The sequence below is a fragment of the Streptomyces sp. NPDC001604 genome (genome assembly GCF_042893475.1).
Lineage (GTDB): Bacteria > Actinomycetota > Actinomycetes > Streptomycetales > Streptomycetaceae > Streptomyces.
In genome coordinates this window covers 271,052-295,551 of record NZ_JBIAUY010000008.1, presented here as the reverse complement: position 1 = coordinate 295,551, position 24,500 = coordinate 271,052, and the positions used below count along the sequence as shown (strand labels likewise).

Sequence of the window (24,500 nt, the reverse complement as noted above, 5' to 3'; positions counted from 1 at the left end):
GCGCCGGCGTACCGGAGCAGCCCCCGAGCCATGTCACCGGTCCGACCGAGGTGACAGAGTTCTCGTTACTGTCCTGTGATCTGGCTCCCACTCGTGTGAATAAGTCCACGAATGGCATAAACGATCACTTCTGCCTGCAAGAGTGGTCTTCGCATTGCTCATGCGTTCTTTGCGGGCTGTTCATCTTGTGAACGACTGTTCCCGGTCAAAGATCCACAAATCCACCTGGGAGCACGTTCGTGGCAGCCCTTGCACGTTGGTGTGTTCGGCACCGCCTCGTCGCGGTACTGCTGTGGCTCCTCGCCTTCGGCGGGGTGAGCGCGGCCGCCGCCGTCACCGGCTCGGCGTACTCGAACGACTACGAGGCTCCCGGCACCGAGTCCGGCCGGGCCATGCAACTGCTGCAGGACGGCTTCCCGGGGTTCGGCGGCGACAGCGACACCGTCGTGTGGCACACCACCTCCGGCACGGTCCGCGCCGCCGACGTCGAACAGACGATGACCGAGACCCTGGACAAGATCGCGGACCTGCCCGGCATCGCGTCCGTCGTCGGCCCCTACGACGGCCAGGGCACGGACCGGATCAGCGCCGACGGGCACACCGCGTACGCCACGATCACCTTCGACGACCGGGCCGAGGACATCAAGAAACCCGAGGCGGAGGCCGTCGTCCGCACGGCCGAGGCGGCCCGGGCCGACGGCCTCCAGGTGGAGCTCGGTGGCAGCGCCATAGGGCTCACCGAGTCCGCGGGCGGACATCTCGCCGAGGTGGTCGGCGTGGTCGTCGCCGCCGCCGTCCTGTTCCTCGCCTTCGGCTCGCTCGCCGCCTCGATGCTGCCCATCGCGACCGCGCTGGTCGGCGTCGGCACCGCGTACGGCGCGACCGTGCTGCTCGGACACGCCATGACCGTCGCCGACTTCGCGCCCATGCTCGGCATGCTGATCGGGCTCGGCGTCGGTATCGACTACGCGCTGTTCATCGTCACCAGACACCGACGCGGACTCAAACGCGGGCTGCCCGTCACCGAGGCGGTCACGGGCGCCGTGGCGACCACGGGACGCGCCGTCGTCTTCGCGGGTGCCACGGTTTGCATCGCCCTGCTGGGCATGCTGATCCTCAGACTGAGCTTCCTCAACGGCGTCGCGATCGCCGCCTGTCTGACGGTCGTCCTGACGGTCGCGGCCTCCGTCACCCTGCTGCCCGCCCTGCTGTCCTTCATCGGCCCGCGCGCCCTGAGCCGGCGCGAGCGGCGCCATCTGGAGGAGCACGGGCCGCAGCCGGAGCTGCCGACCGGCTTCGCCCACCGCTGGTCGGCCTTCGTGGAACGCCACCCCAAGGTGCTCGGCATCGTCGCGCTGGCCGTCATGACCGTCCTCGCACTGCCCACGCTCTCCCTCCACCTCGGCACCTCCGACCAGGGCAACGACCCGAAGACATCCACCACCAGGCAGGCGTACGACCTTCTCGCCGACGGTTTCGGGCCCGGCGTGAACGGCCCGCTCACCGTGGTGACGCGCGTCGACGGCGCCGAGGACAAGCTCGCCCTCGACAACCTCGACGCCACCATCCGCACCACCGAAGGTGTCGCGTCGGTGACCCCGGTGACCTACGACACCGGCGGCGACACCGCGTACTTCACGATCGTCCCCGAGTCGGCGCCCCAGTCGCAGAAGACCAGCGACCTCGTCGACCGGCTGCGCACCGAGGTGCTGCCGCGCGCCGAGACCGGCACCTCGCTCGATCTGCACGTCGGCGGTGTGACGGCGAGTTACGACGACTTCGCCGCCGTCATCGTCGGCAAGCTGCCCCTGTTCGTGGGCGTCGTCATCGGCCTGGGCTGTCTGCTCCTGCTGCTCGCCTTCCGGTCCATCGGCATCCCGGTGAAGGCCGCCGCGATGAACGTCGCCGCCGTCGCCGCCGCCTTCGGCGTCGTCGTCGCGATCTTCCAGTGGGGCTGGGGGAGCGAGCTGCTGGGCCTCGGGCGTGCGGGCCCGATCGAGCCCTTCCTCCCCGTGATCATGGTGTCCGTCCTCTTCGGGCTCTCCATGGACTACCAGGTCTTCCTGGTCAGCCGGATGTACGAGGAGTGGCTGGAGACCGGCGACAACCGGCGCGCCGTCCGGGTCGGACTCGCCGAGACCAGCCGGGTGATCAACTCCGCCGCGGTCATCATGATCTCGGTCTTCCTCGCCTTCGTCCTCAGCGGCGACCGGGTGATCGCCATGTTCGGCATCGCGCTCGCCTCCGCGGTCGCCCTCGACGCCTTCGTCCTGCGCACCCTGCTGGTACCGGCGCTCATGCACCTGCTCGGCGGCGCCAACTGGTGGCTGCCCCGCTGGCTCGACCGGCGCCTTCCCCGCATCAGCATCGAACCGCCCGAGGCCCGCGCGGCCCATGAGAGGCTGGCCGCGGCGACGGACGCCGAGGTGGCGGACGTACTGGCGAAGGGGCGGGACGAGGATGTACGCGATACCTCTGGGTGACGATGCCGAACTGCGTCCCCTGGAGCCGTGGCACGCCGAGGAGTTCCTGGCGCATCTCGAGCGCGGACGGGACTTCATCGGCCAGTTCATCGCCTTCGGCTCCAAGGCCGTCGACGTGCCCTCCGCACGGGAGGTGCTCCAGCGGTACGCCGACATGCGCGCCGCCGACACCGGCTCGCTCCACGGCATCCGGCTCGACGGAAAGCTCGTGGGTGGCGTGCTCACGCTGAACTTCGACGCGGAGACCCAGAACGCCGAGGTCGGCTGCTGGCTGGAGCCCGCCGCGACGGGCCGCGGACTGGTCACCCGGGCCATGCGGGTGCTCATCGACTGGGCGGTCGAGGAGCGCGGCATCCACCGCATCGAATGGGTCGCCGCCTCGGGGAACGTACCCAGTCTGAACGTCGCCCGGCGCCTCGGAATGACCCGCGACGGAGTACGGCGCCAGGCGCACCCCTATGGTGGGGTGCGGCACGACCTCGAGGTGTGGTCGATCCTCGCCCCGGAGTGGCGCGCAGTACGCGCGCGTGCCGCACACCACGATGAGTGAAGATCCGTAAGAAGAGGCCTCCACGATCGCCCCGACGATCATTAAGAGACTTCTCAGACAGCGTCCGTACGGTGCGAGGTATGGGAACCACCAAGACTGATGACGAGGCCGGCACGACCGTGGCCGCCGAAGTGAAGCCCGACGAGGAGACGGTGGACGCCACCGCAGCCGAGGAGACCCCCGAGGAGGCGACCGCCGAGGCAGACCTTGTCGAGAGCGACGGCGGCGACCGGGAGCCCTCCGGCGTCGGCCAGGGTGCCGGGGCCGTCGTCTCCGCCGCGCTCGGCGTCATCTCGCTGACCGGCAGCTGGGTCGGCACCGTCGCCTCCGCGCGCCAGACGCTCGTGGGGCAGATGCACGCGCAGACGCAGCAGTCCTCCGATGTCGCCAAGCTCCTCAAGGAGGGCTACGGCGACGCCTGGAAGGCCACCGCGTTCTGGGGCGGCACGTTCGCGCTCCTCGCGCTGATCGTCGGCGTCGTGGTGCTCGCCCGGCCCGCCTTCGGCGCCCCCGGCAAGCCGCAGCCGGTCTGGATCAAGTCGGTCGCCTGGGGCGGTGTCGCTCTCGGCGTCATCGGCCTGCTGCTGGCCGTCCTGCAGTACAGCGACCTCCTGATCAGCGTGCCCTCGACCGGCTGAACCACCACCGCATCACCGCAGGTCCTGAGGGGTCTTAGGGCATCCGTGAGCACCTTACGGAGCTCCTGAGGCCCCTCACGCACATCTAAGGCCCCGGGCGGCCCCGAAGATGCGGAACTCTCCCGATGTGGCGCACCCCCCTTGGAGACGAAGGTTGAGGCATCGCAGCAAGCGAAGCCCGAAAACCGCCTCTCACAAGGGACACACCATGTACGAGTACGAGATCTCCCAGTACCGCTCCGCCGATCTGATCCGCCAGGCCGAGCAGGAGCGGCTGGCCCGCCAGGTCGTCCGCGTCCGCCGCGCCGCCCGCCACGAGGCCACCCGCCATGCCGCCGAGGACGAAAGCCATAGCCGGGGTCTTCGACGGCTCCGGTCCGCCCGCGCGGCGTGAGCGCGGCAAGCGCCGGCCGGCCGCAACCAGCCGGTCCGGCGCTTGAGGACGAGGCCCCTCCAGGGCCGAAGCGGGGGCCCGGGGGCGGCAGCCCCCGGGCGAAAACCGTTCCCGCGCTGTCGGACCCTCATGCGATGCTCGGCGTCGTGGAGACCAGGTCCGTAAGCCCCGTGTTCGTCGGCCGAACAGAAGAACTCGACATCCTGAACGACGCCCTCGCCCAAGCCGCCGCGGGCACCCCGCAGGCCCTCCTGATCGGCGGCGAGGCCGGGGTGGGCAAGACCCGGCTGGTCGAGGAGTTCGCCACCGCGGCCTGCCGTGCGGGTGCCGTCGTCGCGCTCGGCGGCTGTGTCGAGATCGGTGCCGACGGGCTGCCCTTCGCCCCCTTCTCCACCGCCCTGCGCGCCCTGCGCCGCGAACTGCCCGACGAGCTCGCCGCCGCGGCCGCAGGCCAGGAGGAGGAACTCACCCGGCTCCTGCCCGAACTGGGCGAGGCCTCCGGAGGGCGGCACGACGAGGAGGGCATGGCCCGCCTCTTCGAACTCACCGCCCGCGTCCTGGAGCGCGTCGCCGCCGAGCGGACCGTCGTCGTCGCCCTCGAGGACCTGCACTGGGCCGACGCCTCCACCCGCCACCTCCTCGCCTACCTCTTCCGCACCCTGCGCACCGGCCGCCTGGTCGTCCTCGCCACCTACCGTGCCGACGACATCCACCGCCGCCATCCGCTGCGCCCGCTGCTCGCGGAACTCGACCGGCTGCGCACCGTCCGCCGCGTCGAACTCGGCCGCTTCAACCGGGAGGAGGTCGCCCGCCAGATCGCCGGCATCCTCGCCGCCGAACCGGACCCCACCCAGGTCGACGACATCTTCGAACGCTCCGACGGCAACGCCTTCTTCGTGGAGGAACTCGCCGTCTGCGCCAGCGAGGGCTGCGGCACCGGCCTCACCGACTCCCTCCGCGATCTGCTCCTGGTCCGGGTCGAGGGCCTGCCCGAGATCGCCCAGCGGGTCGCCCGGATCGTCGCCGAGGGCGGCTCCACCGTCGAGTACCCGCTGCTCGCCGCCGTCGCCCAGCTCGCCGAGGACGACCTCATCGAGGCGCTGCGGGCCGCCGTGAACGCCAACATCCTGCTGGCCACGCCCACCGGCGACGGCTACCGCTTCCGCCACTCCCTGGTCCGCGAGGCGGTCAGCGACGATCTGCTGCCCGGCGAGCGCTCCCGCCTCAACCGCCGCTACGCCGAGGCCCTGGAGGCCGACCCGACGCTCGTCCCCGCCGACCAGCGCGTCATGCGCCTGGCCAGCTACTGGTACCACGCCCACAACGCGGCCAAGGCCCTCCCCGCCGTCCTGGACGCCTCCGTCGAGGCCCGCTGCCGCCACGCCTACAGCGAGCAACTGCGGCTCCTGGAACGGGCGATGGAGCTGTGGGACACCGCCCCCGAGGACGTACGGGACCGGCTGCGCCCCATCGACTACACCGAGGTCTACCCGCCCTGCGGCTGTGATCCGGCCACCACACCCCTGCGCTATCTGGACCTGATGGCCGAGGCCGCGGTCGCCGGCCGGCTGTCCGGGGAGCGCGAACGCGCCCTGAAGATCACCAAGCGGGCCCTGCATCTGCTGGAGGACGAGGACGACCCCCTGCGCGCCGCCTGGTTCTGGGTCCAGCGCTCCCGTCTCGTGCAGGCCCTGGCCCGCGGCGACGGCTGGAAGGAACTCGGCACCGCCCAGGAACTGGTCCGCGGCCTGCCGCCCTCCGAGGTGCACGCCGAGGTGCTCTCCACCGCCGCCGCCTGGTCGATGCTCCATGAACCGGGGCCCGAAGCCCTCTCCTCCGCCGAGCGTGCCGTCGAGTACGCGCGCATGGTCGGAGCCCGCGAGATCGAGCTCAACGCCCGCCTCACCTACGGCGGCCTGATGGTCGACGCGGGTTCCGTCGAGGCGGGCCTCGCCGAGATGCAGGAGGTCAAGGACCGGGCCCTGGAGGAGGGCGTCTCGTACGTCGCCGGTCGCGCCTACGTCAATCTGGCCGCCGAACTGGACGCGGTGGGCCGCACCCGGGAAGCCGTCCCCCTCCTCCAGGAAGGCCTCGTCTACACCAGGAAGTTCGGCCAGCTGGACTCCGAGGCCTGGGTGTGGGCCAACCTCTCCGAGGCGCTCTACTCCCTGGGCCGCTGGGACGAGGCCGCCGACGCGGCGGCAGGCGCCCTGCGCGTGGGGCACGGCGCCAAGCCCCGGGGCGCCGGCGCCAGCTGTCTCGCGCATGTCGCCCTCGGCCGCGGCGACCTGCCCGAGGCCGCCCGCCAACTCGCCGCGGCCCGAAGCTACTTGGGCACGCACGATCCCATGCCTCAGCACACCCTCCCCCTCTCCTGCATCGAGATCGGTGTGGCCGCCGGGGAGGGCCGCCTCCTCGACGCCCGGGCCGAACTCGCCCGCGCCCTGGTCTCCGACATCCCGCCCGGCACCCAGCGCTACGGCTGGCCCCTGCTGCTGGCCGCCGCCACCGCCGAGGCCGACGCCCGGGCCCTGCCCGCGGCGGCACAGGGCCGTGCCGACGCCCTCGAACGGCTCCGCGAGGCCGTCAAGAAGACCACCACCGACACCCCCATCTGGCTCGCCCACGAGCAGTGGGTCCGCGCCGAACTCGCCCGCGCCGAGGGCTGCGACACCATCGACACCTGGTCGGACGTGGTCACCTGTTTCGAAGCCCTGGACCGCCCCTACGACCTCGCCCGCGTCCGCCACCGGCTGGCCGAGGCCCTCCTCGGCTCGGGCGGCGACGACGAGCGGGACCGCGCCACCGAACTGCTGCGCCTGGCCCATGCGGTGGCCGACCACCTCGGTGCCCGCCCCCTTGCCGACGCCGTCGCCCTGCTCGCCCAGCGAGCCCGCCTCGCCCTGAAGAGCGTCCCGGACCGGCGGCCCGCGGACCCCGCGGAGGCGCTCGGCCTCACCGGACGGGAACGTGACGTCCTGCGCCTGGTCGCCGCCGGCCGCACCAACCGCCAGATAGCCGAGGAACTCTTCATCTCCCCGAAGACCGCCAGCGTCCATGTGTCGAACATTCTGGGCAAGCTCGGCGTCTCAGGAAGAGGAGAGGCGGCGGCGGTGGCGCATCGACGGGGACTCTTCCCGCCGGGGGACGGCGACCGGCTCATCGCCGGATGACTCAGCAGCTGAAGGGAGAGCGATGTTCAACGTCTTCGAGGAACTCTTCGCACCCGGCCGCAAACACACCCGCGACGAGAAGAAGAGGCTGGAACTGACCCGCGAGGACGTCGGCGACAACGACCCCGGACGTGGGCCGATAGACCTCGAGTCCGGGAAGGTCGTCGTACGGCCGTCCCGGCAGGAGGGGCAGTCGGACGCTGCTGAGGAGTGATCCCTCAGCCGACCTCCAGCTCCAGTATCCGGTCGTCGCCGGACTTCGGGTCTCCTCGGCCGTCCGTGTTGCTCGTCGTCAGCCACAGCTTGTTGCCGCCGGCCGGGAGCACGGTGCGCAGGCGGCCGTACTTGCCCTGCAGGAAGGGCTGCGGATCGGCCGCGGCCGCCGTGCCCTTCAGGGGGATGCGCCACAGGCGCCGGCCCTTCAGGCCCGCCATCCAGATCGAGCCCTCGGCGTAGGCGATGCCGCTGGGGGAGGCGTCGTCCGTGTGCCACTGGGCCAGCGGGTTGTGGTACTCGGGGTCGGACGACCTGCCCTCGGCGTCCGGCCAGCCGTAGTCGTCGCCCGGCTTGATCGCGTTCAGCTCGTCCCAGGTGTCCTGGCCGAACTCCGAGGCGAACAGGCGCTGTTCGGGGTCCCAGGCCAGGCCCTGGACGTTGCGGTGACCGTAGGTGTAGACGGGGGAGTCCGGGAAGGGGTTGCCGGGAGCCGGGTCGCCCTCCGGGGTGAGACGGAGGATCTTGCCGCCCAGGGACTTCCTGTCCTGGGCCAGGCCCCGGTTCCCGCTCTCGCCCGTGCCCGCGTACAGCATCCCGTCCGGGCCGAAGGCGATCCGGCCGCCGTTGTGGATGTAGCCCTTGGGGATGCCCTTGAAGATCGTGTCCGGGGCGCCCAGCTGTTCGCCGGCCGGCTTCTTCGCGTCGTACAGCAGGCGGACGATGCGGTTGTCCGAGGCCGAGGTGAAGTACGCGTAGATCATGCGGTCCGCGGCAAAGTCCGGGGAGAGCGCGATGCCGAGGAGGCCGCCCTCTCCGGCGGGGGAGACCCCGGAGATTGCCCAGCTCGGTCTTGCTGCCGGTCTTCTCGTCGACCTTCGTGATCGTCCCCTCGTCCCGGGAGGAGACGAGCAGGCCCCCGCCGGGCAGCCGGGCGAGGCCCCACGGGGTCTTCAGACCTGTCGCGACCGTGCGCAGCACTGTGACGGAGCCCTTGGCGGGCGGGGCCTGTTCGGCCGCCTGCCGAGACGGTGACGAGGTCGCGGTGCCCGGCCCCGTTCTTTCACCGCCGCCCCCGGACCCTCCGCCGGAGGAACAGCCCGCCGTCAGCAGGAGCGCGGTCGTGGCCAGCACGGCCGGCACAGCTCGTCGTAGCACGATCTTGGTCCCTTCGGGCGGCGGTCCAGCGGCAGGTTCTCCTTGTCTTACACCGCCCGCGCCTCACAGGTTCCCGGTCCCCGAATCCCGAATCTCCGCCGCCGCGGCCACCCGCCCGGTTTCGGTCCCACGACGCGGTGCCTCAGTCCCAGGATCCCCGCGCCCCCGGCAGCCCGGCCACCTCGGCCAGGTCCTCCGGGGTCAGCCGGAGGGCTGCGGACGCGGCGTTCTCCGCCGCCCAGTGCTCGTGTTTGGTGCCCGGGACCGGGACCACGTGCCGTCCCTGGGCCAGCACCCAGGCCAGGGCCACCTGGGCGGGCGTGACCTCGTCGCCGTGCCGGGCCGCGACCCTGCGCAGGCCGGCCACGATCGGCTGGTTCGCGGCCATCATCTCCGCGGTGAAACGGGGGTGGCGGGCGCGCACGTCGTCCGGTTCGAAGCCCTGGCCCGGGGTGAGCGTGCCGGTCAGGAAGCCGTTGCCGAGCGGCATCGCGGCCAGGAAGCCGACGTCACGCGCCTCGCACCACGGCAGCAGCGACTCCAGTGCCTCCGGCGACCACACCGACAGCTCGGCCTCCACCGCGCTCACCGGGAACACCTGCTGGACGCGCCGGAGTTGCCTGATCGTCGCGTCGTGCAGTCGGCCGCCCGAGCGCCGGCCGCCGCGGGCGCCCACCGCGCACCACCCCAACGCCCGTACCTTTCCGGCCTGTACGAGCTCCGCCATCGCGCCCCATGTCTCCTCCACCGGGACCTCCGGGTCCTCACGGTGCAGCTGGTAGAGATCGATGACGTCCGTCTGCAGGCGCCTCAGGGACGCGTCGCAGGCGCGCTTCACATAGCCGGGGCGGCCGTTGGCCACGATGTGCTGCTCGCCCACCAGCAGGCCGACCTTCGTCGACACGAAGGCGTCCTGGCGGCGCTCCTTCAACACCCGCCCCACAAGCAGCTCGTTGGTGAACGGGCCGTACATGTCGGCCGTGTCCAGGAGCGTCGAGCCCGCGTCCAGCGCCCGGTGCACCGCCCTGAGCGATGCGTCGCCCCGCTGCCGCGACCCGCTGTACGCCCAGCTCATCGGCATGCACCCGAGTCCGACGGCCCCCACCGCGAGTGCCCCCGCGCCGATCGTCCTGCGCTCCACCTGCTCGTGACCCTCCCTGTCCTGGCCCCCCAACCTAACCTCTGCGCTCCCATGAACCTGACATAGCCTCCTGACATGACTGCTGACGTGTGGCTCTCCATCCCGCCCGAGACGATCGAGGGGCTTCCCGAGGGCCCCGAGTACCGTTTCTGGGACGGCGCCGACGACTTCCCCGCGGACCCTGCCGACTGCGTCTTCTACGTCGTTCCCTACATGAAGCCCAGTGACGTGGGCGTACGTCCCCTGCCCGCGTTGAGCGGCGTACAGGTCGTACAGACCCTGACGGCCGGCATCGACAGCCTGGAGCCGGGACTGAAGCACCTGCGTCCCGGCGTGCAGGTGTGCAACGCGCGCGGGGTGCACGAGGCGAGCACCGCGGAGCTCGCACTCACGCTGATCCTGGCCTCGCTGCGCGGCGTCCCCGACTTCGTGCGCGCCCAGGACCGCGGGGAGTGGCTCGGCGGCTTCCGGCCCGCGCTGGCGGACAAGAACGTCCTCATCGTCGGCTACGGGTCGATCGGATCCGCCATCGAGGACCGGCTCGTTCCGTTCGAGGTGGCGCGGGTGGCGCGCGTCGCGCGCTCTGAGCGCACCACGGCGCGCGGCCCGGTGCATCCGCTCACCGATCTGCCCGCCCTGCTGCCACAAGCGGATGTCGTCGTCCTGGTCACGCCCCTCACCGAGGCCACCCGCGGCCTGGCCGGCGCCGACTTCCTGGCGCGGATGAAGGACGGCGCGCTCCTCGTGAATGTCTCCCGCGGCCCCGTCGTCGACACCAAGGCCCTGCTCGCCGAGGTGGAATCCGGCCGCATCACCGCCGCCCTGGACGTCACCGACCCGGAGCCGCTGCCCCGCGAACACCCCCTGTGGCGCGCGCCCGGCGTCCTGATCAGCCCCCATGTCGGAGGCCCCTCGTCCGCGTTCCTGCCCCGCGCCAAGCGGCTGCTGGTGGACCAGCTGACCCGTTTCCTGAACCGGGAGCCGCTGCGCAACGTGATCCTTACGACAGGCGCGAACGGCGCGTGACCCCGACGACTTGAGCGTCCCCTGCGCGCCCCGCGCGACGGGCGCAACGGGCGTGTAATCCGCTTCCGGTACCCTCCGCAACCTTGCGGACGCGGTCCGTGCTCACATTCCCGCTGGTCGTCACGGAGCGTAGAGGAACTATGTCCCTGAGTGACGAGACTGGTGTATCGTCCCGAGCAGGGGCTGCGCCGCACCGTTCGGCGCCGGGGATGGAAATTCAGACTGTGAGGGGGGCGACGGGCGATGCACGGCCTATGGGCGAGCGATCCGACGCGACGGGGCCGCCGGAGGCGACTCTGGCGTACGGCCGCGCGCAGACGCGGTCACCACGGCAGTCACGGCTGCCGTCACAGCCATCACCACCGCAGGCACAGCCGCCGGGGGCATGCGCACCCAGCGCACCGGGAGCCGCGGGACCTGGGAGCGATGCGGACCGGGTGGGCCCGGTGAGCTCGCCCCCGCCCCCCACGACCACCCTCGCCGCAGCGGTGCGGGTACAGCCTTCGCAGGGGACGCTGGTACCCCGTCCGCCGGTCGCCGGCCGCGGACACGGTCTGGTCCCCCAACTCGTTCTGGCCCTGGTGTGCGCGGGATACGCCGTCGGTTCCGCGTTCGGCTGGGGTTCGGACGAACTCTCGCTGATCATGGGCGACTTCGGGCTGAGCGCCGCGGCCGGCACCGCCGCCGTGTCGCTGTTCCTGTACGCCCGTAGCCGCCGTGTCCGCTTTCGACCCGCCTGGCTGCTGTTCGCCCTCTCCTCGGCCATGGCCGCCCTGGGCAACGCGGTCTGGGGGTGGTACGAGGTCGTCCTGGGGGAGCAGGTGCCCACTCCCAGCTATGCCGACCTGTTCTTCCTGTGCTTCGCGCCGCCCGCGATCGTGGGGCTCCTGGTGCTCGCCAAGCGGCCGGTGACGAAGGCCGGCTGGGTGTGCCTCGCGCTCGACGCCTGGCTGATCGGCGGCTCGCTGCTCACGCTGTCGTGGAGCCTCGCGCTCGCCCAGGCGGCCAAGTTCGACGGGCCGAGCGTCGCGCACACCGCGCTGTCGCTCGCCTACCCGCTGATGGACATCGTCCTGGTCAGCATGGTGCTCGCGCTGCACTTCAGGCGCTCCGCGGTGAACCGCACGGCGGTCAACACCGCCATCGGCGCGCTGGCGCTGACGGTGATGTGCGACGCCCTGTTCACCTCGCCGCTGCTGCACAACAGCTACCACTCGGGCCAGTTGCTCGACGCGGGCTGGTTCGCCGGCTCCCTGCTCCTCGCGTACGCCCCCTGGGCCGCGCCCCGGCAGGGCCAGCAGGCCGAGTCCGGCCGGTGCGACCTCGACGGGCACACGCGCGTGGTGCACGAACACGTGCCGGGCCAGCGGGGCGGCGCGCACCAGCACCACCCGGCACCGCAAGGAAGTGAGCACAGTCGGTATCCGGCCGCCCGGCCCATCGCCGGCTCCCTGGCCGCCCTCACGCCCTATCTCGCCGCGGCCGTGTGCACCCTCGGCATCCTCTACACCGTCCTGAACGGCCATCGGGTCGACCGCGTGGTGCTCCTCACCGGCGGCACGGTGGTGCTCGCCCTCGTGGTGCGCCAGGGCATCATGCTGCTCGACAACATCACCCTCACCCAGGAACTGGCCCAGAAGGAGAACCACTTCCGCTCCCTGGTGCAGGGCTCCAGCGACGTCATCATGATCGCCGCGCCCAACGGCATCCTCCGCTACGTCTCCCCGGCCGCCGCCGGCGTCTACGGACGGCCCGCCGAGGACCTCGTGGGTACGGAACTGGCCAATCTCATCCACCCGGAGGACCTGGGCTGCGTGGTGCACGAGGTGCGCCGCTTCCTCGCCGCCAGCCCGCTCGAGGAACCCACTACGCGCATCGAGTGCCGCTTCCGGTCCGGCGACGGCGGCTGGCTCAACGTCGAGTCCACGGTCAACCGCCACCACGGCGGCCTCATCTTCAACAGCCGGGACGTGACCGAAAGAGTGCGGCTGCAGGCCCAGCTGCAGCACAACGCCGAGCACGACCCGCTCACCGACCTGCCCAACCGCGCCCTGTTCACCAAGCGCGTCCAGCAGGCCCTGTCCGGCCGCCGGGCCGCCGACCGGGTGTCCCTGCGCGGCACGGCCGTCCTCTTCATCGACCTCGACGGCTTCAAGGCCGTCAACGACACGATCGGGCACCAGGCCGGGGACGAACTGCTCGTCCAGGCCGCCCGCAGACTCCAGGACGCGGTACGGCACGGGGACACCGCCTCCCGGCTCGGCGGCGACGAGTTCGCGGCCCTGATCGCGGGGGACGGCACCCGGGACCGCTCCGCGCGCGAACGGCACATCCTGGAGCTCGCCGACCGCCTCAGGATCACGCTCTCGCAGCCGTACCTCATCGACGGCAACGATGTCCGGGTGGCGGCCTCCATCGGCGTCGCCTTCGCCGAGCCCGGCCTCGGCGCGGGCGAGCTGCTGCGCAACGCCGACCTCGCCATGTACCGCGCCAAGGCGGCCGGCAAGGGCCGCGTCGAGCTGTACGCCCCGCAGATGCAGCAGGACGTCGTACGCAAGGCGGAGCTGGCCACCCGGCTGCGTGCCGCACTGCACGACGGCGAGTTCGCGCTGCTGCACCAGCCCGTGGTCTGTCTGGAGGACGGCCGGATCACATCGGTCGAGGCCCAGGCGCGCTGGCGGTCCTCGCAGGGGGTGCTGTTCACCCCGGCCGAGTTCCTGCGGGTCGCCGAGGACAGCGACAAGACCGCCGAGCTCGGCCGCTGGATGCTGGAGGAGGCCGTGGAACAGGCCGCCGAGCGCACCGGCGCGGGACTGTCGGTGCCCGTCGCGGTCCCGATGAGCGCCCGGCGGCTGCTCGACCGTTCGATGCCGCTCGGCTCGATCGAGGCCCTGCTGACCCGGCACGGGCTGCCGTCCGGCTCCCTGGTGATCGAGCTGTCCGACACCGACCCCCGGGTCTCCCTGGACGAGCTGGAGCGACGCCTGGCCGCCCTGCGCAGACTCGGCGTCCGGATCGCCCTGGACGGCTTCGGCGGCGGCCACGCGGCGATCACGGCGCTGCGCAGACTCCCCGTCGACGTGCTGAAACTCGACCGCAGCCTGGTCGAGGGCGTCGTCGAGTCGGCGCGGCTGCACAAGATCACCAGTGGGCTGCTGCGGATCGCGACCGACCTCGGGCTGCAGTCCGTGGCCGACGGCGTGGACCTGCCCGAACAGGTCGTGGCGCTGCGCGCGATGGGGTGCACGCACGGGCAGGGCATGGCGTTCTCCGGTCCGCTGGACGAGGTCCGGGTGCGCCGGGCACTTGCTTCCGGCCACTATCCGGTGCCGCACGGGCCGATCGAGCCCGCGTTCGCGGGAGGTGGTTCAGGGGTGTACACAAGTGGTGTCCCCGCCGTTCTGGGAGGCGGAAGTGGACTCCGCTCACATAATGAGACTCCCGTCCCACCCACTTGACACGTGGTGCGTGCCGGGGGGAGGGTCTGTGCCATGCGCACCCGAATTCTCGTACTTGGAAAGCGCGTCGGCTGAGCTGGTGATGTCCGGACCGACCCGGAACTCCCAGCGACCACACCCGGCGCGCTCCCCTCGCTTGCCTTACGGCACGAGGGGTTTTTTGTTGCACAGGCACCAGTCGTGCAGCGCTTGAACACCGTACAAACCTCGCAAAAACCCTCAGCATCGAGAAGAGACTGACGATGACCGAGCAGGCCACCGGGGCCCATCCGCAGCCGCGGCCCCGATCCGGAGGACAGCAGTCCGCACCCGAGCACGTCACGGGTGCGAAGTCCCTCATCCGCTCTCTCGAGGAGGTCGGGGCCGACACGGTATTCGGCATTCCCGGCGGTGCGATCCTTCCCGCGTACGACCCGATGATGGACTCGACCCGGGTGCGTCACGTCCTGGTCCGCCACGAGCAGGGGGCCGGCCACGCGGCGACGGGTTACGCGCAGGCCACCGGCAAGGTCGGCGTCTGCATGGCGACCTCAGGACCGGGCGCCACCAACCTGGTGACCCCGATCGCCGACGCGCACATGGACTCGGTGCCGCTCGTGGCGATCACCGGGCAGGTCGCGTCCAAGGCGATCGGTACGGACGCCTTCCAGGAAGCGGACATCGTCGGCATCACCATGCCGATCACCAAGCACAACTTCCTGGTCACCAAGGCGGAGGACATCCCGCGGGTGATCGCGCAGGCCTTCCACATCGCCTCCACCGGCCGGCCCGGCCCGGTCCTGGTCGACATCGCGAAGGACGCGCTGCAGGCGCAGACGACCTTCTCCTGGCCGCCGGTCATGGACCTGCCCGGCTACCGTCCGGTGACCAAGCCGCACGCCAAGCAGATCCGCGAGGCCGCGAAGCTCATCACCTCCGCGAAGCGGCCCGTCCTCTACGTCGGCGGCGGTGTCATCAAGGCACACGCCACCGCCGAGCTCAAGGTTCTCGCCGAGCTCACCGGAGCGCCCGTCACCACCACCCTGATGGCGCTCGGCGCATTCCCCGACAGCCACCCGCTGCACGTGGGAATGCCGGGCATGCACGGTGCGGTCACCGCCGTCACCGCGCTGCAGAAGGCCGACCTGATCGTCGCCCTCGGAGCCCGCTTCGACGACCGCGTCACCGGCAAGCTGGACAGCTTCGCCCCGTACGCCAAGATCGTCCACGCCGACATCGACCCCGCCGAGATCGGCAAGAACCGCGCCGCGGACGTGCCGATCGTCGGGGACGCGCGCGAGGTCCTCGCCGACCTGATCCAGGCCGTCCAGAAGGAGCACAGCGAGGGCCACCAGGGCGACTACAGCGCCTGGTGGAAGGACCTCAGCCGCTGGCGCGAGACCTACCCGCTGGGCTACGAGCACCCCGAGAACGGCCAGCTGTCGCCGCAGCAGGTCATCCAGCGCATCGGAGAGCTCGCGCCGGAGGGCACGATCTTCGCCGCGGGCGTGGGCCAGCACCAGATGTGGGCCGCGCACTACATCCAGTACGAGAAGCCCGCCACCTGGCTGAACTCCGGCGGCGCCGGAACGATGGGCTACGCGGTCCCGGCCGCGATGGGGGCCAAGGCCGGCGCCCCGGACCAGACGGTCTGGGCGATCGACGGCGACGGCTGCTTCCAGATGACCAATCAGGAACTCACCACCTGCGCCCTGAACAACATCCCGATCAAGGTCGCCATCATCAACAACGGCGCCCTCGGGATGGTCCGCCAGTGGCAGACCCTCTTCTACAACCAGCGCTACTCCAACACCGTGCTGCACAGCGGCCCCGAGGCCGACGGCAAGCAGCCGAGCGCCGGCACCCGCGTCCCCGACTTCGTGAAGCTGTCGGAGGCCATGGGCTGCTACGCGATCCGCTGCGAGGACCCGGCCGACCTCGACAAGGTCATCGAAGAGGCCAACTCCATCAACGACCGCCCCGTCGTCATCGACTTCATCGTCCACGAGGACGCGATGGTGTGGCCGATGGTCGCCGCCGGCACCTCGAACGACACGATCATGGCCGCCCGGGACGTCCGCCCCGACTTCGGCGACAACGAAGACGACTGAGCGAGAGAGACGCAACCAGACCATGTCCAAGCACACGCTCTCCGTCCTGGTGGAGAACACCCCGGGCATCCTGGCCCGGATCGCCGCCCTGTTCTCCCGCCGCGGCTTCAACATCGACTCGCTCGCGGTCGGCGTCACCGAGCACCCCGACATCTCCCGCATCACCATCGTGGTGAACGTGGAGGACCTGCCGCTCGAGCAGGTGACCAAGCAGCTCAACAAGCTCGTCAACGTGCTGAAGATCGTCGAGCTGGAGCCGGCCCAGGCCGTCCAGCGCGAACTCGTCCTGGTGAAGGTGCGCGCCGACAACGAGACGCGCTCCCAGATCGTCGAGATCGTCCAGCTGTTCCGCGCCAAGACCGTCGACGTCTCCCCGGAGGCCGTCACCATCGAGGCCACCGGCAGCAGCGACAAGCTGTCCGCCATGCTGAAGATGCTGGAGCCGTACGGCATCAAGGAGCTCGTCCAGTCCGGCACGATCGCGATCGGCCGGGGCGCCCGCTCGATCACGGACCGGTCGCTGCGCGCTCTCGACCGGTCGGCGTAACGACGTATTGGGGCGGCCGGGTGACACCGGCCGCCCGTATTCCGAGACCCCGAAACTTCACTTCCGCCCGCCGTCATACGGTGGGACGCACAACCTGCACTCAAGGAGAGAACCCAAAGTGGCCGAGCTGTTCTACGACGCCGACGCCGACCTGTCCATCATCCAGGGCCGCAAGGTCGCGGTCATCGGTTACGGCAGCCAGGGCCACGCCCACGCGCTGTCGCTCCGTGACTCGGGTGTCGACGTCCGTGTCGGTCTGCACGAGGGCTCCAAGTCCAAGGCGAAGGCCGAGGAGCAGGGCCTGCGCGTGGTGACGCCGTCCGAGGCCGCCGCCGAGGCCGACGTCATCATGATCCTGGTGCCGGACCCGATCCAGGCCCAGGTCTACGAGGAGTCCATCAAGGACAACCTCAAGGACGGCGACGCGCTGTTCTTCGGCCACGGCCTGAACATCCGCTTCGACTTCATCAAGCCCCCGGCCAACGTCGACGTCTGCATGGTCGCCCCGAAGGGCCCGGGTCACCTGGTGCGCCGTCAGTACGAGGAGGGCCGCGGCGTTCCGTGCATCGCGGCCGTCGAGCAGGACGCGACCGGCAACGCCTTCGCGCTCGCGCTGTCGTACGCCAAGGGCATCGGCGGCACCCGCGCCGGCGTCATCAAGACCACCTTCACCGAGGAGACCGAGACCGACCTCTTCGGTGAGCAGGCCGTTCTCTGTGGTGGTACGGCCGCGCTGGTGAAGGCCGGTTTCGAGACGCTGACCGAGGCGGGCTACCAGCCGGAGATCGCGTACTTCGAGTGCCTGCACGAGCTGAAGCTGATCGTGGACCTCATGTACGAGGGCGGCCTGGAGAAGATGCGCTGGTCGATCTCCGAGACCGCCGAGTGGGGCGACTACGTCACCGGCCCGCGGATCATCACCGACGCCACCAAGGCCGAGATGAAGAAGGTCCTCGCCGAGATCCAGGACGGCACCTTCGCCCGTGAGTGGATGGCCGAGTACCACGGCGGTCTGAAGAAGTACAACGAGTACAAGACGCAGGACAGCGAGCACCTGCTGGAGACCACGGGCAAGCAGCTGCGGAAGCTGATGAGCTGGGTGGACGAGGAGGCGTAAGCCTCATGGCGACGGGGCCGGAGCGGACTGCTCCGGCCCCGTTGTCCAGACCGTCCACTCACGGACGGGTGATCCTTCCGGAGAGGCGCAGGACGATCGTCGCGGCGCCACTACACTGCCGTACTACATACGCGTCAGGCCCACAGCGTCGTGCGTCTTCCACGCGGCTAGCAAACCTCCACCGCCTGCGGCCGTCGGGACGGCCGTCCGCATTGGACTTGTGAGGACTCACGTGAGCTCGAAACCCGTCGTACTCATCGCTGAAGAGCTGTCGCCCGCGACCGTGGACGCGCTTGGCCCCGACTTCGAGATCCGGCACTGCAACGGAGCGGACCGAGCCGAACTGCTCCCGGCCATCGCCGACGTCGACGCCATCCTGATCCGCTCCGCCACCAAGGTGGACGCCGAGGCCATCGCCGCCGCGAACAAGCTGAAGGTCGTCGCACGAGCCGGCGTCGGCCTGGACAACGTGGACGTCTCCGCCGCCACCAAGGCCGGCGTGATGGTCGTCAACGCCCCCACCTCGAACATCGTGACCGCCGCCGAGCTGGCCTGCGGTCTCATCGTCGCCACCGCCCGCCACATCCCGCAGGCCAACGCCGCGCTGAAGAACGGCGAGTGGAAGCGCAGCAAGTACACGGGTGTCGAGCTCGCCGAGAAGACCCTCGGTGTCGTCGGTCTCGGCCGGATCGGTGCGCTGGTCGCCCAGCGCATGTCCGGGTTCGGCATGAAGGTCGTCGCCTACGACCCCTACATCCAGCCCGCGCGCGCCGCCCAGATGGGCGTCAAGGTGCTGTCCCTGGACGAGCTGCTCGAGGTCTCCGACTTCATCACCGTCCACCTGCCCAAGACCCCCGAGACCGTCGGCCTCATCGGCGACGAGGCGCTGCGCAAGGTCAAGCCGAGCGTGCGCATCGTCAACGCCGCGCGCGGCGGGATCGTCGACGAGGAGGCGCTGTACTCCGCCCTCAAGGAGGGCCGGGTCGCCGGTGCCGGTCTCGACGTGTACGCGAAGGAGCCCTGCACGGACTCCCCGCTGTTCGAGTTCGACCAGGTCGTCGCCACCCCGCACCTGGGCGCCTCCACCGACGAGGCCCAGGAGAAGGCCGGTATCGCCGTCGCCCGCTCGGTGCGCCTCGCCCTCGCCGGTGAGCTCGTGCCGGACGCGGTGAACGTCCAGGGCGGTGTCATCGCCGAGGACGTCAAGCCGGGCCTGCCGCTCGCCGAGCGCCTCGGCCGTATCTTCACCGCGCTCGCCGGTGAGGTCGCGGTCCGCCTCGACGTCGAGGTGTACGGCGAGATCACCCAGCACGACGTGAAGGTGCTGGAGCTGTCCGCCCTCAAGGGTGTCTTCGAGGACGTCGTCGACGAGACGGTGTCGTACGTCAACGCCCCGCTGTTCGCGCAGGAGCGCGGCGTCGAGGTGCGGCTGACCACCAGCTCGGAGGCGACCGACCACCGCAATGTCGTCACCGTGCGCGGCACGCTCTCGGGCGGCGAGGAGGTCTCGGTCTCCGGCACGCTGGCCGGTCCGAAGCACCTGCAGAAGATCGTGGCCGTGGGCGAGTACGACGTCGACCTCGCCCTTGCCGACCACATGGTCGTGCTGCGGTACGAGGACCGTCCCGGTGTCGTCGGCACCGTCGGCCGTATCTTCGGCGAGGCGGGGATCAACATCGCCGGTATGCAGGTCTCGCGGGCCGTGGCGGGTGGCGAGGCGCTGGCCGTGCTGACCGTCGACGACACGGTGCCCCCCGCGGTGCTGGTCGAGGTCGAGGCGGAGATCGGGGCGACGTTCGCCCGTTCCGTGAACCTGGTCTGACAGATCACCATACGAAGGGGCCGAGCCGACGTGAGTCGGCTCGGCCCCTTCGCGTTGCCCTACTTGTCGCCGGCGTGAATTCCCCGCAGCGCCCGCGCCGCCAGCGCCGCCGCCCCCACCAGGACCACCGTCCCGGCGATCGCCGCGCCGTGCATTCCGCTGGTGAACGCCTCGCGAGCGCTCGTCGCCAGGGCGTCTCCCGCGCGCCCCGGGAGCCGAGCGGCCACCGCCAGTGCGCCGCCCAGTGTTTCGTGGGCCGGAGCGGGGGCCGAGGCGGGGATCTCGTGGCGGTAGAGGGCCGTACCGATGGAGCCGAGGATGGCCATCCCGAGCGCACCGCCGAACTCCGCGCCGGTCTCCATCAGGGAGGACGCCGAGCCCGCCCGTTCCACCGGGGTGCTGCTCAGCGCCAGGTCCGTGATCTGGGAGATGACCATGACGACTCCCGAGGCGAGCACGCCGCACGCGACCAGGACCAGCCAGAGGGAGTCCGTGTCCGCGAAGGCCAGGAGCGCGTACCCGGCCGCGCCGATCGCGAAGCCCGCGGTGACCACGTAGGCGCGGTCGACGCCCTTCTGGACCAGTGCGGTCGCCAGTGGTGCCGCCATGCCGATGGGCACCGAGGGCAGCAGTGCCCACAGGGCCGCCTCCATGGCGCTCTTGTCGAGCACCGACTGCAGGTACTGCGTGGTGAAGTACGCCGAGCCCATGATGGCGAACGAGCCGATGAGGTTGAGGACGACGGAGGGTGCGAAGCCGCGGCCGCGGAACAGGGCGGGCGAGATCATCGGTGAGGCCGCGGTGCGCTGGCGGTGGACGAAGGCGGTCGCGAAGAGCAGGCCGACGGTGATCGAGACGACGTACTGGACGTGCCAGCCCTCCGAGGGGATCTCCTTGAGGCCGTAGATGACGGGCAGCACCGCGGCCATCGACAGGGGCACGCTCAGCCAGTCGAAGCGGCCGGGGGCGGGGTCGCGCGACTCGGGCAGCAGGAACGGGCCGAGGATCAGCAGCAGCGCCATCGCGGGCAGGTTGACCAGGAAGACCGAGCCCCACCAGAAGTACTGGACGAGGACACCGCTCATCACCGAGCCGAGCGCGATGCCGGCCGTCATCACACCGGACCACAGGCCGATCGCCTTCGCACGCTGGCCCGGGTCGGTGAACATCGTGCGGATCAGCGCCATCGTCGACGGCATCAGGGTCGCGCCACCGATGCCGAGGACCGCGCGGGCCGCGATCAGGGTCTCGGCGCTGTTCGCGTAGGCCGCGGTGAGCGACGCGATGCCGAAGGCCGCCGCGCCGATCAGGAGCAGTTTGCGGCGGCCGATGCGGTCGCCCAGGGCGCCCATCGTCATCAGCAGGCCGGCCAGGACGAAGGCGTAGATGTCGAAGATCCACAGCTGCTGGGTGCCGCTCGGCCCCAGGTCGGCGCTGATCGCCGGGATCGCGAAGTACAGGACCGAGACGTCCATCGAGACCAGCAGCAACGGGAGCATCAGCACGCCCAGTGCGGTCCATTCGCGGTGGCCGGCCAGTTGGCCGGACGGTGTTGTGGTGGTGCTCGTCGGGTTCGTCATGACAGGGACTGTACGGGCGTCTTAAACGCTTGTCTAGAACGATTGTATAATTCACGTGTCTAGGACGGGTGTATGGATCGGAGTAGGGTGGGGGCATGGGACACCGTGAGGATCTGCTCGAAGGCGCCAAGCGCTGCCTGCTGGAGAAGGGGTTCGCGCGCACGACGGCGCGGGACATCGTCAAGGCGTCGGGGACCAACCTGGCCTCGATCGGCTACCACTACGGGTCGAAGGACGCACTGCTGGCGCAGGCGTATGTGTCGCTGATCGAGGGAATGGGGGACGCCTTCGAGGGGGACGGGGCCGCGATGAGCGCCGAGCCCGGTTCCCTCGAACGGTTCCAGGAGGTGTGGTCGAACGTCATCGGCACCATGCGTGCGCCGGGCTCGATCTGGCGTCTCAGCATGGAGGTCGTGGTCATGGGCGACCAAATGCCCGAGCTGCGCGACCACTTGGTGCGGGCCCAGCGGGAGGCGGGGCGCGGGTTCGTGCCGATGCTCATGGGCGGGCGCGAGGAGGACGTCTCGGACGAGACCGCCGACACGCTCGGCATGTTCTACGTGACCCTCATGACGGGTCTCATCGCCCAGTGGAGCTTCGACCCGAAGACCGCACCCACCGCGGAGCAGCTCACCGAGGGGCTGCGCCAGGTGATCGCCGGAGTCACGAAGACCTGACCCGCCCGTCCCGCATCAGGTGCCCTCGACGGACACGGGCTCGAAGGAGTCGGTGTCCGCCCCGACCGGGTTCACCGTCTTCCCGCGCTACGCCTTCGCCGTGAGGACCGACGGCTGCCGCGGGTCGCGCGTGGCGGCTACAGCCGTGCGCTCTTCAGCGCCATGTGCAGCAGCAGCCGGTCCTCGCCGTCGTCCAGGTCGAGGCCCGTCAGTTTTTCCACGCGGGACAGGCGGTAGTACAGGGTCTGGCGGTGGATGCCCAGCTCGGCGGCCGTGCGGGCGGCCTGGCCCGCGCAGTCGAGGTAGATCTCGGCGGTGCGGGCGAGTTCGCGGTGGGCGGGGGACAACAGGGTGCGTACGGCAGGGTCGTGGGCGGCTTCCGGCGGGAGCGCGGTCAGCAGGCGGAACGGGCCGATGTGCGCCCACTCGGCGACCGGGCCGAGCCGGGGCTCCGCCAGCGCGGCCCGCGCCGCCGCCAGGGCCTCGTGCCAGGCCGTCGCCAGCTCCGCGAGCCCGGTGCGTGCGGCCGCGATGCCGCACGCCGCCGTGCCGCCCCCCTCCAGCTGCCGCGCCCGCTCGAGCAGCCGCGTCGCCGCCGAGCCGGCCGGCGTCAGGACGTCCGCCGAGCGCAGCCGTACCAGCAGGGCGAGCGAATGGGAGGCCGCACCCCACGGCACCGTGCACAGCGCCCGCGCCCCCGGCACCGTACGCACGGAAGGGGCGGCGTCCGGGTCGGCGGACGGCCAGGGGGTCACGCAGACCACCGTGTGCAGGCCGTCCGCGCGGGCGCCGAGCGCGGTGCGCAGTTCCGCCACCGCCATGTCCTGCGGCCAGCCGCGCTCGGCGGTGAGCACGGCCCGCAGCTCCCGGGTGAGGTCGGCACCGTGCTGCGCCTCGTCCGCCAGCAGGGCGCCGATGCGGGCCGCCACGTCCATGGCCGCGCTCAGCTGCCGCTCGGTCGGGCCCGGCTCGGAGTCCAGCAGCCAGACATAGCCGAGGACGACACCCCGATGGCGTACCGGAAGGCAGATGCGTCCCCGGTACACGCCCGCCTCGGGCGTCGGCGGGATACGGACCGGGCCCGTCGCCCGGGTGATGCCGAAGCCCTCGAACCACGAACGGACCGCGGACGTGGAGCGCCTTGTCAGGATCGAGCGGGTGCGCACCGGGTCCAGCGCGGAGGTGTCGAGGTCGTCCTCACTGTCGTACGCACCGAAGGCGATCAGCTCGAAGTCCCGGTTCTCCAGGGTCGCGGGCACGCCGAGGAGCTCGGAGATCTCGTCGACCAGCTCCTGGTAGTCACCCGCATGGCTGAAGACTTCGGACGTCACTCGGGCATTCTCCCGCATTTCCGGGCCTGCTTCATACATCTGTCTGAGATCTGCGGCACGGATGCGTGACAGCTGTCGATGGCTGAGGATCGGAGGGATCCTTAGGTTTCACGGTGGTTCTATCTGCTGGTTTGTGGAGGTGCCCCGTGCTGGGTCCCGTGATTCTTGCCGCGTCGCGCAGCGACCGGATGCGACGCCTGATCTCGGCGGCCCCGGTGACCAAGCAGGTCGTCGACCGCTTCATCCCCGGTGAGACCATCGACGACATCCTGCCGATCATCAAGGATCTCACCGGCCGTGGTCTGGAGCTGACGATGGACGTCGTCGGCGAGGACATCACCACCCCCGAGCAGGCCGCCGCGGCCCGCGACGCCTATCTGACGCTGGTCGACCGGCTGAGCGACCTGGGCCTCGGCGAGCGGGTCGAGATGTCCGTCAAACTGTCGATGTTCGGCCAGGCGCTGGACGGCGGCCATGAGCTGGCCCTCGCGAACGTCCGGCCCGTCGTCGAGGCCGCCGCCGCCATCGGTACGACGGTCACGCTCGACGCCGAGGACCACACCACCCTCGACTCGATGTTCGCCATCCACGAGGAGCTGCGGAAGGACTTCCCGCAGACCGGCTGCGTCATCCAGGCCTACCTGTTCCGCACCGAGGCCGACGCCCGCCGCCTCGCCGCGGCCGGCAGCCGGGTGCGGCTGGTGAAGGGCGCGTACAAGGAGCCCGCCGAGGTCGCGTACCAGCAGAAGCAGGAGATCGACAAGGCGTATGTGCGGATCCTCAGGATCCTGATGGAGGGCGAGGGGTACCCGATGGTCGGGTCCCACGACCCGCGTCTGATCTCCATCGCCCAGGAGCTGGCCCGCAAGGCCGGGCGCAAGCCCGACGAGTACGAGTTCCAGATGCTCTACGGCATCCGGAGCGACGAACACCTCCGCCTCGTCGCCGAGGGCCACCGCATGCGCGTCTACACCGCCTACGGCACCGACTGGTACGGCTACTTCATGCGCCGCCTCGCGGAGAAGCCGGCGAACCTGCGCTTCTTCCTCCGGTCGATGGTCAGCAAGGGCTGATCGCCGAGAACTGACCAGTAAGGGCTGAG

General features: G+C 70.7%; 17 protein-coding genes and 1 pseudogene. 14 read left to right on the top strand and 4 right to left on the bottom strand.

Annotation, left to right across the window (positions count from 1 at the left end):
• Window positions 1-239: 239 nt before the first annotated feature.
• The 6 genes from ACFY1E_RS23770 (at window position 240) to ACFY1E_RS23745 (ending at window position 7,452) form a co-directional block, all read left to right on the top strand.
• A complete protein-coding gene (locus ACFY1E_RS23770; protein ID WP_389079142.1) occupies window positions 240-2,483 on the top strand; it encodes an MMPL family transporter in 2,244 nt (747 codons plus the stop codon).
• Window positions 2,461-3,033, top strand: coding sequence for a GNAT family N-acetyltransferase (locus ACFY1E_RS23765; RefSeq protein WP_389079140.1), 573 nt, complete (start codon window positions 2,461-2,463; stop codon window positions 3,031-3,033). The genes ACFY1E_RS23770 and ACFY1E_RS23765 overlap by 23 nt, the downstream gene beginning before the upstream one ends.
• Window positions 3,034-3,113: 80 nt before the next feature.
• Window positions 3,114-3,671, top strand: coding sequence for a hypothetical protein (locus ACFY1E_RS23760; protein WP_389079137.1), 558 nt, complete (start codon window positions 3,114-3,116; stop codon window positions 3,669-3,671).
• A 208-nt stretch (window positions 3,672-3,879) separates the two neighbouring features.
• The gene (locus ACFY1E_RS23755) at window positions 3,880-4,065 is read left to right on the top strand and encodes a hypothetical protein (protein WP_389079136.1); all 186 of its coding nucleotides are present in this window, start codon (window positions 3,880-3,882) and stop codon (window positions 4,063-4,065) included.
• 134 nt (window positions 4,066-4,199) lie between these two features.
• Window positions 4,200-7,238 (top strand): AAA family ATPase, encoded by a 3,039-nt coding sequence (locus ACFY1E_RS23750; RefSeq protein ID WP_389079133.1) that lies wholly within the window; start codon window positions 4,200-4,202, stop codon window positions 7,236-7,238.
• Window positions 7,239-7,260: 22 nt separating this feature from the next.
• Entirely contained in the window at window positions 7,261-7,452 is a 192-nt protein-coding gene (locus ACFY1E_RS23745; protein ID WP_389079131.1) for a DUF6191 domain-containing protein, read from the top strand.
• Between the two features lie 4 nt (window positions 7,453-7,456).
• Here ACFY1E_RS23745 and ACFY1E_RS23740 read toward each other — a convergent pair.
• Window positions 7,457-8,594, bottom strand: a pseudogene (locus ACFY1E_RS23740) (PQQ-dependent sugar dehydrogenase).
• Window positions 8,595-8,751: 157 nt separating this feature from the next.
• Window positions 8,752-9,750, bottom strand: a complete 999-nt coding sequence (locus tag ACFY1E_RS23735; protein WP_389079128.1) for an aldo/keto reductase — start codon at window positions 9,748-9,750, stop codon at window positions 8,752-8,754.
• A 75-nt stretch (window positions 9,751-9,825) separates the two neighbouring features.
• Between ACFY1E_RS23735 and ACFY1E_RS23730 the strand changes: the two genes are divergently transcribed.
• From ACFY1E_RS23730 to serA, 6 genes are all read left to right on the top strand, one after another.
• Entirely contained in the window at window positions 9,826-10,776 is a 951-nt protein-coding gene (locus tag ACFY1E_RS23730; protein ID WP_389079126.1) for a 2-hydroxyacid dehydrogenase, read from the top strand.
• Window positions 10,777-11,222: 446 nt separating this feature from the next.
• Window positions 11,223-14,234: an EAL domain-containing protein gene (locus ACFY1E_RS23725; RefSeq protein ID WP_389079123.1), complete on the top strand. Its 3,012-nt coding sequence runs from the start codon at window positions 11,223-11,225 to the stop codon at window positions 14,232-14,234.
• A gap of 236 nt (window positions 14,235-14,470) precedes the next feature.
• On the top strand, window positions 14,471-16,324 hold the full coding sequence (locus ACFY1E_RS23720) for an acetolactate synthase large subunit (protein WP_351475797.1): 1,854 nt from the start codon (window positions 14,471-14,473) through the stop codon (window positions 16,322-16,324).
• Between the two features lie 22 nt (window positions 16,325-16,346).
• The gene (gene ilvN / locus ACFY1E_RS23715) at window positions 16,347-16,871 is read left to right on the top strand and encodes an acetolactate synthase small subunit (protein ID WP_059128941.1); all 525 of its coding nucleotides are present in this window, start codon (window positions 16,347-16,349) and stop codon (window positions 16,869-16,871) included.
• A gap of 118 nt (window positions 16,872-16,989) precedes the next feature.
• Window positions 16,990-17,988: a ketol-acid reductoisomerase gene (gene ilvC, locus ACFY1E_RS23710; RefSeq protein ID WP_389079119.1), complete on the top strand. Its 999-nt coding sequence runs from the start codon at window positions 16,990-16,992 to the stop codon at window positions 17,986-17,988.
• 232 nt (window positions 17,989-18,220) lie between these two features.
• Window positions 18,221-19,810 carry a phosphoglycerate dehydrogenase gene (serA, locus tag ACFY1E_RS23705; protein ID WP_099931493.1) on the top strand — a complete coding sequence of 530 codons (1,590 nt, stop codon included), beginning with the start codon at window positions 18,221-18,223 and terminating at the stop codon, window positions 19,808-19,810.
• A gap of 59 nt (window positions 19,811-19,869) precedes the next feature.
• On the opposite strand, the gene ACFY1E_RS23700 is transcribed toward serA, so the two are convergent.
• On the bottom strand, window positions 19,870-21,390 hold the full coding sequence (locus ACFY1E_RS23700) for an MFS transporter (protein ID WP_389079115.1): 1,521 nt from the start codon (window positions 21,388-21,390) through the stop codon (window positions 19,870-19,872).
• 95 nt (window positions 21,391-21,485) lie between these two features.
• Between ACFY1E_RS23700 and ACFY1E_RS23695 the strand changes: the two genes are divergently transcribed.
• The gene (locus ACFY1E_RS23695) at window positions 21,486-22,067 is read left to right on the top strand and encodes a TetR/AcrR family transcriptional regulator (RefSeq protein ID WP_389079113.1); all 582 of its coding nucleotides are present in this window, start codon (window positions 21,486-21,488) and stop codon (window positions 22,065-22,067) included.
• Window positions 22,068-22,204: 137 nt separating this feature from the next.
• Here ACFY1E_RS23695 and ACFY1E_RS23690 read toward each other — a convergent pair whose 3' ends face one another.
• The gene (locus ACFY1E_RS23690; RefSeq protein ID WP_389079111.1) at window positions 22,205-23,416 is read right to left on the bottom strand and encodes a PucR family transcriptional regulator; all 1,212 of its coding nucleotides are present in this window, start codon (window positions 23,414-23,416) and stop codon (window positions 22,205-22,207) included.
• A 128-nt stretch (window positions 23,417-23,544) separates the two neighbouring features.
• Here ACFY1E_RS23690 and ACFY1E_RS23685 point away from each other — a divergent pair, with 128 nt between their 5' ends.
• On the top strand, window positions 23,545-24,471 hold the full coding sequence (locus tag ACFY1E_RS23685; RefSeq protein WP_389079109.1) for a proline dehydrogenase family protein: 927 nt from the start codon (window positions 23,545-23,547) through the stop codon (window positions 24,469-24,471).
• Window positions 24,472-24,500 lie beyond the last annotated feature (29 nt).